General features: G+C 60.1%; 18 protein-coding genes and 4 tRNA genes. 13 read left to right on the top strand and 9 right to left on the bottom strand.

Annotated elements, in window-relative coordinates; all coding sequences use genetic code 11:
• The first annotated feature begins 5 nt into the window (after positions 1-5).
• The 3 genes from AB4N98_RS08670 to thiO all read left to right on the top strand — a co-directional run bounded on the left by AB4N98_RS08670 (position 6) and on the right by thiO (position 2,115).
• Positions 6-530 carry a pilus assembly PilX family protein gene (locus AB4N98_RS08670; protein WP_460149370.1) on the top strand — a complete coding sequence of 175 codons (525 nt, stop codon included), beginning with the start codon at positions 6-8 and terminating at the stop codon, positions 528-530.
• An 11-nt stretch (positions 531-541) separates the two neighbouring features.
• A complete protein-coding gene (locus AB4N98_RS08665; protein ID WP_065877319.1) occupies positions 542-943 on the top strand; it encodes a type IV pilin protein in 402 nt (133 codons plus the stop codon).
• Positions 944-1,005: 62 nt separating this feature from the next.
• Positions 1,006-2,115, top strand: a complete 1,110-nt coding sequence (gene thiO / locus AB4N98_RS08660) for a glycine oxidase ThiO (protein ID WP_065877318.1) — start codon at positions 1,006-1,008, stop codon at positions 2,113-2,115.
• On the opposite strand, the gene AB4N98_RS08655 is transcribed toward thiO, so the two are convergent.
• Positions 2,102-2,335, bottom strand: a complete 234-nt coding sequence (locus AB4N98_RS08655) for a PP0621 family protein (RefSeq protein ID WP_017529871.1) — start codon at positions 2,333-2,335, stop codon at positions 2,102-2,104. The genes thiO and AB4N98_RS08655 overlap by 14 nt on opposite strands.
• A gap of 124 nt (positions 2,336-2,459) precedes the next feature.
• Entirely contained in the window at positions 2,460-3,485 is a 1,026-nt protein-coding gene (locus AB4N98_RS08650; RefSeq protein ID WP_017529870.1) for an outer membrane protein assembly factor BamD, read from the bottom strand.
• A 149-nt stretch (positions 3,486-3,634) separates the two neighbouring features.
• Between AB4N98_RS08650 and rluD the strand changes: the two genes are divergently transcribed.
• The 7 genes from rluD (at position 3,635) to AB4N98_RS08615 (ending at position 8,726) form a co-directional block, all read left to right on the top strand.
• Entirely contained in the window at positions 3,635-4,597 is a 963-nt protein-coding gene (gene rluD, locus AB4N98_RS08645; RefSeq protein ID WP_003171668.1) for a 23S rRNA pseudouridine(1911/1915/1917) synthase RluD, read from the top strand.
• Positions 4,594-5,319 carry a peptidoglycan editing factor PgeF gene (gene pgeF, locus AB4N98_RS08640; RefSeq protein WP_065877317.1) on the top strand — a complete coding sequence of 242 codons (726 nt, stop codon included), beginning with the start codon at positions 4,594-4,596 and terminating at the stop codon, positions 5,317-5,319. Before rluD ends, pgeF begins: the two co-directional genes overlap by 4 nt.
• A gap of 131 nt (positions 5,320-5,450) precedes the next feature.
• Entirely contained in the window at positions 5,451-8,015 is a 2,565-nt protein-coding gene (gene clpB / locus AB4N98_RS08635; protein WP_065877316.1) for an ATP-dependent chaperone ClpB, read from the top strand.
• Between the two features lie 297 nt (positions 8,016-8,312).
• Positions 8,313-8,388 (top strand) — tRNA-Asn (locus AB4N98_RS08630).
• Between the two features lie 9 nt (positions 8,389-8,397).
• Positions 8,398-8,474: transfer RNA gene (locus AB4N98_RS08625), tRNA-Pro, on the top strand.
• 5 nt (positions 8,475-8,479) lie between these two features.
• Positions 8,480-8,555 (top strand) — tRNA-Lys (locus tag AB4N98_RS08620).
• Between the two features lie 94 nt (positions 8,556-8,649).
• A tRNA-Pro gene (locus tag AB4N98_RS08615) sits at positions 8,650-8,726 on the top strand.
• 113 nt (positions 8,727-8,839) lie between these two features.
• Here the strand turns inward: AB4N98_RS08615 and AB4N98_RS08610 are convergent.
• Genes AB4N98_RS08610 through AB4N98_RS08600 form a run of 3 tightly spaced genes read right to left on the bottom strand, consistent with a single transcriptional unit; the run spans position 8,840 to position 11,058 of the window.
• A complete protein-coding gene (locus tag AB4N98_RS08610) occupies positions 8,840-10,138 on the bottom strand; it encodes an NAD(P)/FAD-dependent oxidoreductase (RefSeq protein WP_065877315.1) in 1,299 nt (432 codons plus the stop codon).
• A 60-nt stretch (positions 10,139-10,198) separates the two neighbouring features.
• On the bottom strand, positions 10,199-10,372 hold the full coding sequence (locus AB4N98_RS08605) for a DUF3094 family protein (protein WP_065877314.1): 174 nt from the start codon (positions 10,370-10,372) through the stop codon (positions 10,199-10,201).
• 56 nt (positions 10,373-10,428) lie between these two features.
• Complete coding sequence (locus AB4N98_RS08600) at positions 10,429-11,058, bottom strand: DUF1780 domain-containing protein (protein ID WP_010213242.1); 630 nt, start codon at positions 11,056-11,058, stop codon at positions 10,429-10,431.
• Positions 11,059-11,187: 129 nt separating this feature from the next.
• On the opposite strand from AB4N98_RS08600, the gene AB4N98_RS08595 reads away from it, so the two are divergent.
• Positions 11,188-11,877 (top strand): energy-coupling factor ABC transporter permease, encoded by a 690-nt coding sequence (locus tag AB4N98_RS08595; protein ID WP_017529865.1) that lies wholly within the window; start codon positions 11,188-11,190, stop codon positions 11,875-11,877.
• A gap of 66 nt (positions 11,878-11,943) precedes the next feature.
• Positions 11,944-12,159 (top strand): hypothetical protein, encoded by a 216-nt coding sequence (locus AB4N98_RS08590; RefSeq protein WP_003171680.1) that lies wholly within the window; start codon positions 11,944-11,946, stop codon positions 12,157-12,159.
• On the opposite strand, the gene yacG is transcribed toward AB4N98_RS08590, so the two are convergent.
• From yacG to AB4N98_RS08570, 4 genes are read right to left on the bottom strand one after another with little or no spacing between them, the layout of a single operon-like run.
• Positions 12,156-12,356: a DNA gyrase inhibitor YacG gene (gene yacG, locus AB4N98_RS08585; protein ID WP_003188437.1), complete on the bottom strand. Its 201-nt coding sequence runs from the start codon at positions 12,354-12,356 to the stop codon at positions 12,156-12,158. The two genes, AB4N98_RS08590 and yacG, sit on opposite strands and share 4 nt — an antisense overlap.
• Entirely contained in the window at positions 12,353-12,976 is a 624-nt protein-coding gene (coaE, locus tag AB4N98_RS08580; protein WP_017529864.1) for a dephospho-CoA kinase, read from the bottom strand. Before coaE ends, yacG begins: the two co-directional genes overlap by 4 nt.
• Positions 12,973-13,839, bottom strand: coding sequence for a prepilin peptidase (locus AB4N98_RS08575; RefSeq protein ID WP_068938053.1), 867 nt, complete (start codon positions 13,837-13,839; stop codon positions 12,973-12,975). The genes coaE and AB4N98_RS08575 overlap by 4 nt, the downstream gene beginning before the upstream one ends.
• Positions 13,836-15,044, bottom strand: a complete 1,209-nt coding sequence (locus tag AB4N98_RS08570) for a type II secretion system F family protein (protein ID WP_065877313.1) — start codon at positions 15,042-15,044, stop codon at positions 13,836-13,838. Before AB4N98_RS08570 ends, AB4N98_RS08575 begins: the two co-directional genes overlap by 4 nt.
• Before the next feature lie 202 nt (positions 15,045-15,246).
• On the opposite strand from AB4N98_RS08570, the gene AB4N98_RS08565 reads away from it, so the two are divergent.
• Complete coding sequence (locus tag AB4N98_RS08565) at positions 15,247-15,660, top strand: pilin (RefSeq protein WP_026067420.1); 414 nt, start codon at positions 15,247-15,249, stop codon at positions 15,658-15,660.
• The last annotated feature ends 20 nt before the right edge of the window (positions 15,661-15,680 follow it).

Here is a 15,680-nt window from a genome sequence, read left to right as displayed (position 1 = left end):
TCTTGATGATGGTGGGTATTTCTTCGCGACAGACGGGCATGGTCTTGCTGACCAGCCTGGTCCTTCTGCTGCTGTTGTCGTTGATCGGCTTGTCGTCGATGCAGGGGGCCGTTACCCAGCAAAAGATCGCCGGCAGCCTTTGGCATCGCAACCAGTCGTTCCAAAGTGCCGAGAGCGGCTTGAGGCTGGGGGAACGGGCTGTGCAGCAAATGGGCGCCGTCATGCCCCTGTGCCGGTCGATCATCCATTGTGCGCCGCCGGGCGAGGCATTTTCGGTGCTGGGCGCCGGGGCTCATCCTGTTTCGGCGGTTAGCTGGGTTGCCCTCAAGGCTGGGCTTTATGGGGTTCAATCCTTGGGGGTTGGGACCGGGCTGGCGCATTTGCCGCCGCACAGTTCTGCGGCGTTGTTCCGGGTCACGGCGGTCGGCATCAGTGGTCAATCGCGCACCGTATTGGAGACCGTGTATGCGCGGGTAGAAGAGCAGGGGTGCTCGCGGTTTCAGCGAGTGGCGTGGCGACAACTTCAATGAGGAGCAGTGGGATGGGCAAGGACAGCCTGGGCTTTACCCTGATCGAGTTACTGATCGCCATGGCGATCATCGCATTTATGGCCGGGATCGCTTACCCCGGCTACTCCGGCCATGTGAAGAAGGTTTATCGCGCGGAAATTGTCGCGTTGTTGAACGAGCAAGCCCAGCACCTGGAGCGCTTTTATACGAGCAACGGCACTTTTATTGACGCCAGTGGCATCAGCGCGGGCAATGATCGCTATAGAATCACCGCTGTGTTGAATCCTCAGGATTTCCACCTGCTGGCGGTGCCGATCACAGGCTCAGCTATGGTCGACGACCCGTGCGGTAACTTCAGCTTGACCAGCACCGGTGCGCGGGAAAACCCGGGTGCAGCGCCTGAAATGTCGCGGCACCAGTGCTGGGGGCAGTGATGAGAGTGTTGGATGACTGGGCGCCGGGTGCGCTTGTTTCTTTTTATCGGCTGGATCGAATGATGGCTAGGCAACAGCAAGTGGTGATCGTCGGTGGCGGAGTCATCGGTTTGTTGACGGCGTACAACCTTGCGACCCAGGGGCAGGCGGTGGTGCTGCTGGAGCGCGCGGGCGTGGGGCAGGAGTCGTCCTGGGCGGGGGGCGGTATTGTTTCGCCCCTGTATCCGTGGCGCTATAGCCCGGCGGTCACCGCGCTGGCGCATTGGTCCCAAGATTTTTATCCACAACTGGCCGAGCGGCTGTTTGCCGCTACGGGTATCGACCCGCAGGTACATACCACTGGCCTGTACTGGCTGGACCTGGACGACGAAACCGAGGCGCTGGCTTGGGCTGCCCGTGAAGGTCGCCCCCTGAGCAAGGTCGATATGGCGGCTGCCCATGACGCGGTTCCGGTGCTGGGTGGTGGGTATTCCCAGGCGATCCATATGGCCGACGTGGCGAATGTGCGTAACCCGCGCCTGGTCAAGTCGCTCAAGGCTGCGTTGCTGGCTCTACCCGGCGTCACCCTCCACGAACAGTGCGAAGTCAGCGGGTTTGTCCTCGGCGATGGGCGCGTGTTGGGGGTGAATACGGCACATGGCCCGATCCTGGGCAAACAGGTGGTGCTGGCGGCGGGCGCGTGGAGCGGTGAACTGCTGGGCACGCTGGGCTTGTCGCTGCCAGTGGAGCCGGTAAAAGGCCAGATGATCCTCTACAAATGCGCTGCGGATTTTCTGTCGTGCATGGTGCTGGCCAAGGGGCGTTATGCGATCCCGCGGCGCGACGGGCATATCCTGATTGGCAGTACTCTGGAGCACGAAGGCTTCGACAAGACCCCCACTGACACCGCATTGGAAAGCCTCAAGGCCTCAGCCGTCGAGCTGATTCCCGCACTGGCGGACGCCGAGGTGGTTGGGCACTGGGCCGGTTTGCGGCCAGGTTCGCCGGAAGGCATTCCGTATATCGGCCAGGTGCCGGGCTTCGAAGGGTTGTGGCTAAATTGCGGGCATTATCGCAATGGCCTGGTGCTGGCGCCGGCTTCCTGTCAGTTGTTCGCCGATCTGTTGCTGGCTCGTACGCCGATCATCGACCCTTCACCTTATGCGCCTGAAGGGCGAGTCAACGCTGGATAGACTTCGGCCCTTGCTCCAAATGCGCCTGGGTGCAGTACCACTCCTGGCGCAAGCTGAGGGCGCGGTCCTGCGGCAGGTGCACGCCGCAGTGAGCGCAGCGCACCATCAGTGCCGAATGGGGCTCGCCGGCACGCTGTTGCTTGGCGGCTGGGCTTTTGAATTTGCGCCAGAACCATACCGCGGCAGCAATAACGGCGATCCAGAACAGAAGACGAAGCATAGTAGGCAGTTCTCGACAAGTAATGCGCCAGTTTAGCCAAGGACATGTCGGGCGCACAGAGTAATAATGCTCACCCATAAAAAAGGAGCCCCCTGGGGGCTCCTTTTTACGTTTCGCCGACTGATCAGTCGAACACGCCGAACGTCATGTAGCTGAACCACGAGCGGTCCTGATTGTTGCCCAGGGCTTGCGGTGCTTCCTCTTCGATCACGTCGCCGTTCTCGTCGTGAGGCTTGAGATCCGAAGGGATGGCGTCTTTCGCGTCCTGGTACTGCTTGATCACGTCCTGATTGGCGCGGGTTTCGCCCGGCGGCAATGGTGGGCGGGACTCGATCAGGCCCAGGGTATATTTGCTCAACCACGAACGGTTGTCCGCTTCGGCGACCTGAGGCACGAACTGGCCGTCTTTCAGGCTAGGGTGATCCGGGTAGTTGAGCTTCAGGGTTTCCAGGCTGGTGCTGGCCAGATCGTCCAGGTGCAGGCGCTGGTAAGCCTCGGTCATCACGGCCAGGCCATCACCCACCGAAGGGGTTTCCTGGAAGTTCTCGACCACGTAACGGCCACGGTTGGCGGCAGCGACGTAGGCCTGACGGGTCAGGTAGTAGTGCGCCACGTGAATTTCGTAGGACGCCAGCAGGTTGCGCAGGTAGATCATGCGCTGCTTGGCGTCCGGCGCGTAGCGGCTGTTGGGGTAGCGGCTGGTCAGCTGGGCGAACTCGTTGTAGGAATCGCGGGCGGCGCCGGGGTCACGCTTGGTCATGTCCAGCGGCAGGAAGCGCGCCAGCAGGCCAACATCCTGATCGAACGAGGTCAGGCCCTTCATGTAGTAGGCGTAGTCGACGTTCGGGTGCTGTGGGTGCAAGCGGATAAAGCGCTCGGCGGCGGACTTGGCGGCCTCCGGCTCGGCGTTCTTGTAGTTGGCGTAGATGAGTTCAAGCTGCGCCTGGTCAGCATAGCGCCCGAACGGATAGCGCGACTCCAGTGCCTTCAGCTTCGCTGTGGCGCTGGTGTAGCTATTATTGTCCAAGTCTTTCTGAGCCAGTTGGTACAACTCGACTTCGCTCAGGTTTTCGTCGACGACTTCCTTTGTTGACGAGCAAGCAGCAGTCATGGCGAGGATGGCGATCAGCAGCAGGTGTTTCACTTGCATGGCGGCTTGCGTCCCTATGACGGCCGCTGTCTTGGGCGGGGCCGTCCTGTTATGATGAGCGCCCCGTTGAAAGCCTCGGGGCAAAAGACGCCGTATTTAACCACAAGCGCGCAGCCGAAACCAAAGGCTGTGCCACGCCTAGTCTGAGCATGTCCGATAAAATTGAACTTCGCGCAGAGGTGCCGTCCGAATTGGGCGGCCAACGCCTCGATCAAGTCGCCGCACAATTATTCGCTGAGCACTCGCGCTCGCGCCTTTCCGCCTGGATCAAAGACGGCCGCCTGACTGTGGATGGAGCGGTTATCCGCCCGCGAGACATAGTCCATGGCGGTGCGATTCTTGAGCTGACTGCCGAGCAGGAAGCCCAGGGAGAATGGGTCGCCCAGGACATCGAGCTGGATATCGTCTATGAAGACGACGACATCCTGGTCATCAATAAACCCGCAGGCCTGGTGGTTCACCCGGCGGCCGGGCACGCTGATGGCACTTTGCTCAATGCCTTGTTGCACCACATCCCCGACATTATCAATGTGCCTCGCTGCGGCATCGTGCACCGTCTGGACAAGGACACCACCGGCTTGATGGTGGTGGCCAAGACCATTCAGGCGCAGACGCAACTGGTTACGCAGTTGCAGAGCCGTAGCGTCAGCCGGATCTATGAGTGCATCGTGATCGGCGTGGTCGTGGCGGGTGGCAAGATCAACGCCCCGATCGGTCGCCACGGCCAGCAGCGCCAGCGTATGGCGGTGATGGAAGGTGGTAAGCAGGCCGTGAGCCACTACCGCGTGCTGGAGCGTTTCCGTTCCCACACCCACGTGCGGGTTAAGCTGGAAACCGGTCGTACCCACCAGATTCGCGTGCACATGGCCCATATCAACTTCCCGCTGGTCGGCGATCCTGCCTACGGTGGTCGTTTCCGTATTCCGCCGGCAGCCAGCCAGACCATGGTCGAGTCGCTCAAAACGTTCCCGCGCCAGGCGCTGCATGCGCGCTTCCTGGAGCTGGACCATCCGACGAGCGGTCAGCGCATGAGCTGGGAATCGCCACTTCCTGACGATTTTGTCTGGTTGCTGTCGCTGCTCAAGCAAGATCGCGAGGCGTTTGTCGGATGAGTGACTGGCTGATACCTGACTGGCCCGCGCCGGACCGGGTAAAGGCCTGCGTCACCACCCGTGCGGGCGGCGTGAGCCTGGCGCCGTTCGACAGCCTCAACCTGGGCGATCATGTCGAGGACAGCCTTGAGGCCGTCCTCGAGAACCGCCGCCGTCTTACCGAAGCCTTTGGTATTCAGCCGGCCTGGCTGCGCCAGGTTCATGGCGTGAGTGTGGTCGAGGCCGACCCCGACCGCACGGCTGAAGCCGATGGCAGTTGGACCAGCACGCCGGGCATCGCCTGCACCGCCATGACCGCCGATTGCCTGCCTGCGTTGTTCTGCAACCGTGCGGGTACCCGTGTCGCGGCGGCCCATGCCGGTTGGCGTGGGCTGGCGGCGGGTGTGTTGGAAGCTGCTTTTGAAAGCCTGGCCGCAGAGCCCGCCGATGTATTGGTCTGGCTGGGCCCGGCAATCGGTCCGCAAGCCTTCGAGGTCGGCCCGGAAGTGCGTGACGCCTTCGTGAAGCAACTGCCGGGTACCGTCGACGCCTTTGTGCCGAGCCGCAACCTTGGCAAGTTCATGGCCGACATTTATATGCTGGCGCGTCTGCGCCTCGCTGCGCGTGGCGTCACGGCCGTGTACGGTGGCGGTTTGTGCACGGTGACCGACCCGCGTTTCTTCTCTTACCGCCGCAGCCCGCGCACCGGTCGGTTTGCCTCCCTTATCTGGCTGGAACGCTAGACTCTCCTGATCCATATCAAGCATCGCCCGCTTGAATCCTCCAGAATCCACCCCATCTATAAGGGTATCTGGCAGGTTTCTTCATTCAGGAATGTTTTATAGCTCCGGCCTGCTCAAAAGGAAGGTGACTAATGCGTATTGATCGTTTAACCAGCAAATTGCAGTTGGCCTTATCGGACTCCCAATCCTTGGCGGTCGGCCTCGACCACCCGGCCATCGAGCCCGCGCACTTGATGCAGGCGCTCCTGGAGCAGCAAGGTGGTTCTATCAAACCTTTGCTGATGCAGGTGGGCTTTGACGTCAACAGCCTGCGCAAGGAGTTGAGCAAAGAGCTCGACCAACTGCCGAAAATCCAGAACCCGACCGGCGACGTGAACATGTCGCAGGACTTGGCGCGCCTGCTTAACCAGGCCGACCGCCTCGCCCAGCAAAAAGGCGACCAGTTCATTTCCAGCGAACTGGTGTTGCTCGCCGCGATGGACGAAAACAGCAAGCTCGGCAAATTGCTGTTGGGGCAGGGCGTGAGCAAGAAAGCCTTGGAAAATGCCATCAACAACCTGCGTGGTGGCGACGCGGTCAACGACCCCAACCACGAGGAGTCGCGCCAGGCCCTGGACAAGTACACCGTCGACCTGACCAAGCGCGCCGAAGACGGCAAGCTTGACCCGGTGATCGGGCGTGACGATGAAATCCGTCGCACCATCCAGGTCCTGCAGCGGCGTACCAAGAACAACCCGGTACTGATCGGTGAGCCTGGCGTGGGTAAAACCGCGATTGCCGAGGGTTTGGCCCAGCGCATCATTAATGGTGAAGTGCCGGACGGCCTTAAAGGCAAGCGCTTGCTGTCCCTGGACATGGGGGCGTTGATCGCGGGTGCCAAGTTCCGTGGCGAGTTCGAAGAGCGCCTCAAATCCCTGCTCAATGAGCTGTCGAAGCAGGAAGGGCAGATCATTCTGTTCATCGACGAACTGCACACTATGGTCGGCGCCGGTAAAGGCGAGGGCTCCATGGATGCAGGCAACATGCTCAAGCCCGCCTTGGCGCGGGGCGAATTGCATTGCGTCGGTGCGACCACGCTCAACGAATATCGCCAATACATTGAAAAAGACGCAGCCCTTGAGCGGCGTTTCCAGAAAGTGCTGGTAGAAGAGCCGAGCGAGGAAGACACCATCGCGATCCTGCGCGGCCTGAAGGAGCGTTACGAGGTCCACCATAAGGTGGCGATCACCGACGGCGCGATCATTGCGGCGGCCAAACTGAGCCATCGCTATATCACCGACCGTCAGTTGCCGGACAAGGCGATCGACTTGATCGACGAAGCGGCCAGCCGTATTCGCATGGAAATCGATTCCAAGCCGGAAGTGCTCGACCGTCTCGACCGACGCTTGATTCAACTCAAAGTCGAATCCCAGGCGCTGAAAAAAGAAGAGGACGACGCCGCGAAGAAACGCCTGGAAAAACTCCAGGAAGAAATCGTGCGCCTGGAGCGTGAATATTCGGACCTCGAAGAAATCTGGACTTCGGAAAAAGCCGAAGTGCAGGGCTCTGCGCAAATCCAGCAGAAGATCGAGCAATCCCGCCAGGAACTGGAAGCCGCGCGCCGTAAAGGCGACTTGAACCGCATGGCCGAGTTGCAGTACGGGGTCATTCCCGACCTGGAGCGCAGCCTGCAAATGGTTGACCAGCACGGGAAGGCGGAAAACCAGCTGCTGCGCAGCAAGGTGACCGAAGAGGAAATCGCCGAAGTCGTCTCGAAGTGGACCGGCATTCCGGTGTCGAAAATGCTCGAAGGCGAGCGCGATAAGCTGCTGAAGATGGAGCACCTGTTGCACCAGCGCGTGATCGGCCAGGAAGAAGCTGTGGTGGCGGTGTCCAATGCGGTGCGCCGTTCCCGGGCCGGCCTGTCCGACCCGAACCGTCCAAGCGGCTCGTTTATGTTCCTCGGCCCGACCGGTGTGGGTAAGACAGAGCTTTGCAAAGCGTTGGCCGAGTTTCTCTTTGATACTGAAGAGGCCATGGTGCGGATCGATATGTCTGAGTTCATGGAGAAACACTCGGTGGCTCGCCTGATCGGTGCGCCGCCAGGCTATGTGGGCTATGAAGAGGGCGGTTACCTGACCGAAGCGGTGCGGCGCAAGCCTTACTCGGTGATCCTGCTGGATGAAGTGGAGAAGGCGCATCCGGATGTGTTCAACATCTTGCTGCAAGTATTGGAGGATGGTCGGTTGACGGACAGCCACGGGCGTACCGTGGACTTTCGCAACACGGTGATCGTGATGACGTCCAACCTGGGCTCGGCACAGATCCAGGAGCTGGTTGGTGATCGTGAGGCGCAGCGCGCGGCGGTGATGGATGCGCTGACATCGCACTTCCGTCCGGAATTTATCAACCGGGTCGACGAAGTAGTGATCTTCGAACCATTGGCGCGGGATCAGATCGCCGGTATCACTGAGATTCAGTTGGGCCGTCTACGCGCTCGCCTGGCAGAGCGCGAGCTGTCGCTGGAACTGAGCCGCGAGGCGTTGGACAAGCTGATCGCGGTAGGTTACGACCCGGTGTATGGCGCACGGCCTCTGAAACGTGCCATTCAGCGCTGGATCGAGAACCCGCTGGCGCAGTTGATCCTGTCGGGCAGCTTCATGCCGGGTACCAGCGTTGAAGCGACGGTGGAAAACGACGAAATCGTCTTTCACTAAGCCCATCCTGCAAGGCTGATAAGAGAAGGCTCCGCATTGCGGGGCCTTTTTTTTCGATAGGGCGTTGAACTGTAAGGCAAAGGCTTGTAAAGTGCGCCCCGCAGCAACGTCAGCCCACGGGTTTCTTCTCCCCAAGAAGAAATCAGAAAGAAGCGCAAATCATTGTCTTAAAAGCAATTTAAAGGGTTGACAGGGGTTTTTAAGATTGTAGAATAGCGCGCCTCAGAGACGCTAACGTAGCGATACGGACAGGGTCGAAGAGGAAGGTTACACCGCAGTAAAATTGAAATATGTAGTTCCGTGATAGCTCAGTCGGTAGAGCAAATGACTGTTAATCATTGGGTCCCAGGTTCGAGTCCTGGTCACGGAGCCAATTTCAAACCGGGGTATAGCGCAGTCCGGTAGCGCGCCTGCTTTGGGAGCAGGATGTCGGGAGTTCGAATCCCCCTACCCCGACCATATTTGGGTCGTTAGCTCAGTTGGTAGAGCAGTTGGCTTTTAACCAATTGGTCGTAGGTTCGAATCCCACACGACCCACCATTTTTGAAACCAGCTCAGGCTGGAATCGAATCTTAAGATCAGAGGCCAAAAGCGCTGATCGAAGAAGGCGACTGAAAGGTCGCCTTTTTATTACCGGGGTATAGCGCAGTCCGGTAGCGCGCCTGCTTTGGGAGCAGGATGTCAGGAGTTCGAATCCCCTTACCCCGACCATATTGAAAATCCTCGTATCGAAAGATACGGGGATTTTTTTTGCGTGCACGAAACCCAAGTGCGCTGAAGAGTAACTGTGGGAGGGGGCTTGCTCCCACATGGCTTATGCGTTTTTAGTGAAGTTTGAGGCGCGGCTCCGTGCCACGTCCGATCTTGCTGCCCAACATCAACATCGCCGTACGGAAGAACCCATACAGCGCCATCTGGTGCATGCGGTACAGCGACACATAGAACATCCGCGCCAGCCAGCCTTCCAGCATTACGCTGCCGGTCAGGTTGCCCATCAGGTTGCCCACCGCCGAGAAGCGAGACAGCGAAATCAGCGACCCGTAGTCGGTGTACTTGTACGACGGTAACTCCTTGCCCTCAATTCGCAGTTTCAGCGACTTGGCCAGCAGTGATGCCTGCTGGTGAGCGGCTTGCGCACGGGGCGGCACGTTGCGGTCGGTGCCCGGTTGCGGGCAGGCCGCGCAGTCGCCGAAGGCAAAGATATTTTCGTCGCGGGTGGTTTGCAGTGTCTGCAGTACGTGCAGCTGATTGATGCGATTGGTTTCCAGCCCATCGATGTCCTTGAGGAACGCCGGCGCGCGAATCCCGGCGGCCCACACTTTCAAGCTGGCCGGAATCACCTGGCCGCTGCTTGTGATCAGCGCGTCAGCCGTCACCTCACTGACCGCCGAGTCGGTCAGCACGGTCACGCCGAGCTTCTCCAGGGTTTTATGCACGGGCGCGCCGATGCGCTCCGGCAGGGCAGGCAGTACCCGTGGGCCGGCTTCGATCAGGGTGATGTGCATGTTTTCCGGCTTGATGCGGTCCAGGCCATACGCCGCCAGTTCATGGGCGGCGTTATGCAGCTCGGCGGCCAGTTCAACGCCGGTTGCGCCGGCGCCGACGATCGCGACGCTGATTTTCTCCACCACATCGCTCTGCCCTGCATGAGCGCGCAGATAGTGGTTGAGCAATTGTTGGTGGAAGCGTTCGGCCTGCTTGCGGGTGTCGAGGAATAGGCAGTGTTGCGCCGCGCCTTCGGTGCCGAAATCGTTGGTGGTGCTGCCGACCGCGATCACCAGGCTGTCATAGGCCAGCACGCGCGCAGGCACTAGCTCGCGGCCTTCTTCGTCGAGGGTGGCTGCCAGCTGGATTTTCTTCTGTTCACGGTCAAGCCCGCTCATGCGCCCCAGTTGGAACTCGAAGTGGTTCCATTTGGCCTGGGCGACATAATTAAGTTCGTCTTCAGAAGAGTTCAGCGACCCGGCAGCCACTTCGTGCAGAAGGGGTTTCCAGATATGGGTCAGGTTGGTATCTACCAGCGTGATGCTGGCGGTACCGCGCTTGCCCAGAGTCTTACCCAGGCGGGTAGCCAACTCCAGGCCGCCGGCGCCGCCGCCGACGATAATAATACGATGGGTCATGGGGATATCTCGCAAGGCTAAAAGAAATCGGAGCAGTTACCCCCGCGAGCGCCAGGCAGCTCATAGCGTCAGGTAACTCAAAAGGCGGCTCAGCAGGCCGAGCCCAATCACCGCCACCAGCACCACACAGAAGAGCAGCCACGGCCGGAAAGGCTTGCGCTCGACTCTGTTCTGGGAGAGTTGCAGGTACTCTTCGACACGCTGTTGGTCGTCGGGTTTCAGGCGGCTGGTCATATAGAGCCTCGTCAGGTAGACGTTGCAAGGGGGCGCCAAGTTACAGTCCGGGGGGATCAGAGGCTGATGCCCACGTCGAACACTATGCTGCGGCCCAGGTTATTGCGCAAGAAATCCGGCGCGTCCGGGTGGGCGAACAGCACCCGCGCAAACGTCGGCCCCACCAATGACAGCGAGCGCCAGCCTTGGCGCAGGTATTCCGTGGGAGGAGGGAAGTGACTGTTGAGGTCGAGCACTTCGCGCTTGAGGCTGGTGAAGGCGACGATATCCAACTCGCCCAGGTCCATGCCGCGTTCTTTGTAGTTGTGCGCCTTTTTGCGCAATGTGGGCGCCAGGCGCAACAGGAATTCATGGGCAGGGATGCGTCGCGGCTTTGCCTCGCGCCGCACCAGTTGGCTCAAGGAGAAGGCGCTGCGACGGCGCAGTAACTCGTCGCGCCATTCGTCATTCAGGCGCCGGCCTTCATCGAGCACAAAAAACACCTCGAAACTGGCGTCGCGAAACAGCACATCCGGCGGCTCTTGCCCTGCGGCGTGGAATTCTTCGGCGCGGTAAGGCACGTTCAGGCCTTGCAGCAGGCGTTGGCAGACCCAACGCTCACGCTCCCATTTGCGGGCATTGGACAGGAACGCATTGGCTTGTTCGGCCGCCACGGTGAGCAGGCGCAAGTAATCTGAGTCATCCATGTTTGCAGCTTAGCGCTCAAATGATGACCGCAGGAAGTCCTGCTATAAAAGGTCGGTGTAGACTGGCGACTCTACTTCAACGCCAATGTAGAGGTGTGTGGTGAGGTTTTTTGCAGCGGTATTTCGTCTGTGATCAGTGCAGCAGTGCTGGCACCGAGCACTCTGAGCATCGGCTGGCTGCTGTATGCGCCGGTGGTGGCCTGGGCGGTCCTGCGCTCGCCGTGGGTTGAGTTGTTTGCCGATCGCCGACGTCAACATCTGCTGTTCGGTACGGTATTCGCGTTGTTCATGTTGTGGTTGGTCCGGCGGGATTTCGACACCGGCGTTTCCTACCACTTTATCGGCATGACGGCCGTAACCCTGTTACTGGATTGGCCCCTGGCAATCGTCGGCGGCTTCGCGGCGCAATTGGGTTTGATGTTACTCGGGCGTCAGGACCTCGCCGCTCTGGGCGTCAACGGTTTGTTATTGATTGCGTTGCCGGTGCTGGTCACCGAAGGCTGCGCACTGCTGGTGGAACGAGCGCAACCGCGCAATCCCTTTGTGTATATCTTTTGTTCCGGTTTTTTTGCTGCCGCGCTGTCGGCTTTGCTCTGCCTGTTGCTGGGGTTGGGCGTGCTGTGGTTCGACGGCCGGTTTGCGATGCCCGAATGGCTGGAGGATTTCGTCGGCTACCTGTGGTTGATCATCTTCCCCGAAGCCTTTATCAACGGCATGCTGATCAGCGCCCTGGTGGTGTTCTGCCCGGAATGGCTGGAGACCTTCAACCGTACGCGCTACCTCTCGGCGCCCTGGAAGGATGACGATTCACAGCGTTGATCCAGATCAAGCCCCAGGCGGCCAAGCGGGCCCATGCTCTGCCAAATTTCTTCAGGAGCGCGGGTCATGAGTGTGTACGAGTGGGCACGGCAGGAGCTACGCAGAAGTCAGGATGCGGCACAGGAAATCGGTTTTGACCCCGGCTTGACCCTGCGCGCAATGCTCAGCGCCGTGGTACAGCAGAGCAAGGGTGTGCGCAGTTTCGAAGATCTGGCCGACGAGCTGCAATACCTTGCAGAGAACCTCGACGACCAGCAGGAATATGCTTTTATGCGGCCTTAATGGCGCGGCGGCAGGTCCTCGGAAAACAGCTCGTCTTCAGCGTCCGGTGCCACTGGGATCTTGTGTTCTTCAGCGGCCCAGGCACCCAGGTCGATGAGTTTGCAACGGTCCGAGCAGAATGGCCGGTTGAGGTTGGTCGCTTTCCATTCCACGGGTGCGCCGCAGGTTGGGCAGTCGACGGTCAAGGGTTGGCTCATGATCGGCCTCCACGCAAAGTAAGGTAAAAGTAATGCAGTCTCTCGACCTCTGCGTGTAGCCAGGCGAGGTCTTTATCGTTGACCAGCACGTCATCGGCATGGTTCAGGCGGTCTTCGCGGCTGGATTGCGCCTTGAGGATCGCCTGCACCTGTTGCTCGCTGATGCCGTCGCGCTGCAGGGTACGCTGTATCTGCAGCGCTTGCGGCACATCGATCACCAGGATGCGTTGGGTCATGCTGTACTGGCCGGATTCGATCAGCAGCGGCGATACCAGGATCGCGTACGGCGAGCGCGCTCGCGCCAGGTGGCTGCGAATCTCTTCGGCTATCAGCGGGTGCAGCAAGCCTTCGAGCCACAGGCGCTCTTCGGGAACTTCAAAGATCAGCTTGCGCAATGCGGCGCGGTCCAACTGGCCGTCAGGCTGCAGCACGCCGTCACCAAAATGCTCGGCGATGCGTGCCAGTGCCGGACGGCCGGGTTCGACCACCCAGCGGGCGGCATGGTCGGCGTCCACCAGGTCTATGCCAAGGTCGATAAAATGTTGGGCCGCCGCGCTTTTACCGCTGCCGATGCCGCCGGTAAGGCCGAGAATCCAAGGTGCTGCAACAGAAGTGGTCATCTGAAACCGACAGACTGCAAATAGAAGTCGGTTATTTGACCACCCCAGAGCAATGCAATCCAGCCGGCAATTGCCAGATACGGACCAAACGGCATGGGTGTCGATACTTGAGCCTTGCGCACACGCATCAGGATCAGGCCGATAAACACCCCCACCAGCGACGACATCAACAGTGTCATCGGCAGCATCTGCCAGCCACCCCAGGCTCCGAGCAATGCCAATAACTTGAAGTCGCCGTGGCCCATGCCGTCCTTGCCGGTGACCAGCTTGAACAGCCAAAACACGCTCCAAAGGCTCATGTATCCGAGCACCGCGCCCCACAGGGCGTCGGGTAGCGTGGTCAGCAGCCCAAAGCCATTGACGATCAGCCCCAGCCACAGCAGCGGCAGCACCAGCACATCCGGTAGCAACTGATGGTCGGCATCGATCAGGCTCATTGCCAGCAGCCCCCAGCTCACCACCAGCACCGCGCCAGCCTGCCAGCCGAAGCCGAAATGCCAGGCCACCAACGCCGAGGTCAACCCGCAGGCAAGCTCGGTGAAAGGGTAGCGTGCGCTGATTGCCCCCCGGCAGTGAGCGCAGCGGCCCCTGAGCGCCAGATAGCTGAGCACTGGAATATTTTCCCAGGGGCGGATCGCATGCCCGCAGCGTGGGCAACAGGAATTGGGGTGTAACAGGTTGTAGGTCGGCTCGGCGGGTTCTGCGGGCAGACCCAGCACTTCAAGGGCCTGCGCGCGCCATTCGCGGTCGAGCATTTTGGGCAGGCGCCACACCAGCACGTTGATAAAGCTGCCGACTATCAGCCCCAGCACCGCTGCCATCGTGATCAAGGCCCACGGGTGCTCGCTTAGCAGCTGGCTCAAAATGCGCTCCCCAGTTGAAAGACCGGCAGGTACATGGCGATGACCAGCGCTCCGACAATACCCCCGAGTACCAGCATAATCAGCGGCTCCATCAGGCTGGTGAGGTTATCGACCAGGTTGTCGACATCCGCTTCATAGTGGCTGGCGACCTTTTCCAGCATGCGCTCGAGTGTGCCCGACTCTTCGCCGATCGCCGTCATCTGGATCGCCATGCCTGGGAACAGGCCGCTGATGGCCATGGATTGATTCAATTGCATGCCGGTGGATACATCGCGACGCATATGTTCGATTGCCTGTTTGAACGGACCGCTCCCGGCAGCCCCTGCCACCGAATCCAATGCCTGCACCAGCGGGACGCCGGCGGCGAAGGTAGTGGAAAGGGTACGGGCGAAGCGGGCGACGGCGGATTTTGTGAGCAGTTTGCCTGCCAGAGGCGCTTTCAACAAACCGGCATCCAGCCAGTAGCGAAAACCCGGCGAGGCTCGATAGGCATGGCGCAGCCCGATGACGCCCGCGCCCAGGCCCAGCGCCAGTAGCCACCAGGCCTGCTGCATGAACGCAGACAGATTGATGACGTGCAAGGTAAACCCTGGCAGTTGGCCGTTGACGCCGGCAAACAGCGCCTGGAACTGTGGCACCACGTGGATCAGCAGCACGCCCGTCACGAGGCTGGCAATCACCAATACCGCGATAGGGTAAGTCATGGCCTTTTGGATCCTGGCCTTGAGTTGCGCGCTTTTTTCCCGATGGGTCGCCACGCGCTCCAGCAGGGTTTCGAGCGCCCCGGCCTGTTCGCCAGCAGCCACCAGGTTGCAATACAGCTCATCGAAATAGCGGGGTTGTTTGCGCAGTGCTTCAGCCAGGCTGGTGCCGGCGGCGATTTGCTGTTTGAGCCCGTGCACCAGCGCGCGGACTGGGCGGTTTTCGAAGCCTTCGCTGATGATGTCGAAGGCCTGCAGCAGGGCGATCCCGGCTTTGAGCAGCGTAGCCAGTTGGCGAGTGAAGAGGGTGATGTCGGCTGTTTTTATCGGTGGGTAGAGGCTGGGCAGTAACGGGTTTTTTTTGCGCACGCGGCCGGGGCTGATGCCTTGTTGGCGCAATTGCGCCTTGACCAGGGCGGGGTTGTGCGCGCGGGTGTGTCCGCCCACCCGGCGCCCTTTGCGGTTGATGCCTTCCCAGGTATATGTCGTCGAAGCGTTGTTCATGTAACGGTTCCGCACACGGGTCGTAGAAGATTTATAGCTTAGTCAGGTGACGGATTCGGGCTGGCTGGCGTTGGCCAATAAAATGTCAGAATGTGCGTCTTGCGGGCGATTGAGCACTCGCGGGTGAGTACACTGGCGCCGCAGCACAACACGGGGCGCAGGATGCGCCTTGTCATGAGTTCTATTCTGGAGAGTGAATGTGATACGTCAGAAAGGCTTTACCCTGATTGAATTGCTGATCGTCGTTGCGATCATCGGCATTTTGGCCACTATCGGCCTGCCCATGTACACCACCCACCAGGCCAAGGCCAAGTTCACCGCCGGCCTGGCTGAAATCACTGCGCTGAAGGCCGGATACGAAAGCGTCATCAACGAGGGCACCGTGCCGAAACTGGAGTTGATCGGCGGCACCAGCCCCACCGCCAACTGCAAAATCGACGTGGTAGGTGATGTGGCCACGGGGGCGGGCAGCATCAGCTGCGAAATCCTCGACGCCCCTGCGCCGGTGCTGGGCAAGACCATCAGCCTGACGCGCACCGCCGCCACCGGCTGGAAGTGCACCACAACCGCCGAAGGGAAATACGTCGGTAAAGGTTGCGGCACTGACGGGGCGTAACTGCTCAACCATCCACAGGG

This window comes from Pseudomonas sp. S3_E10, assembly GCF_054667615.1.
The sequence above is the reverse complement of the archived record's forward strand: the minus strand, read 5'-3'. Positions and strand labels throughout refer to the sequence as shown.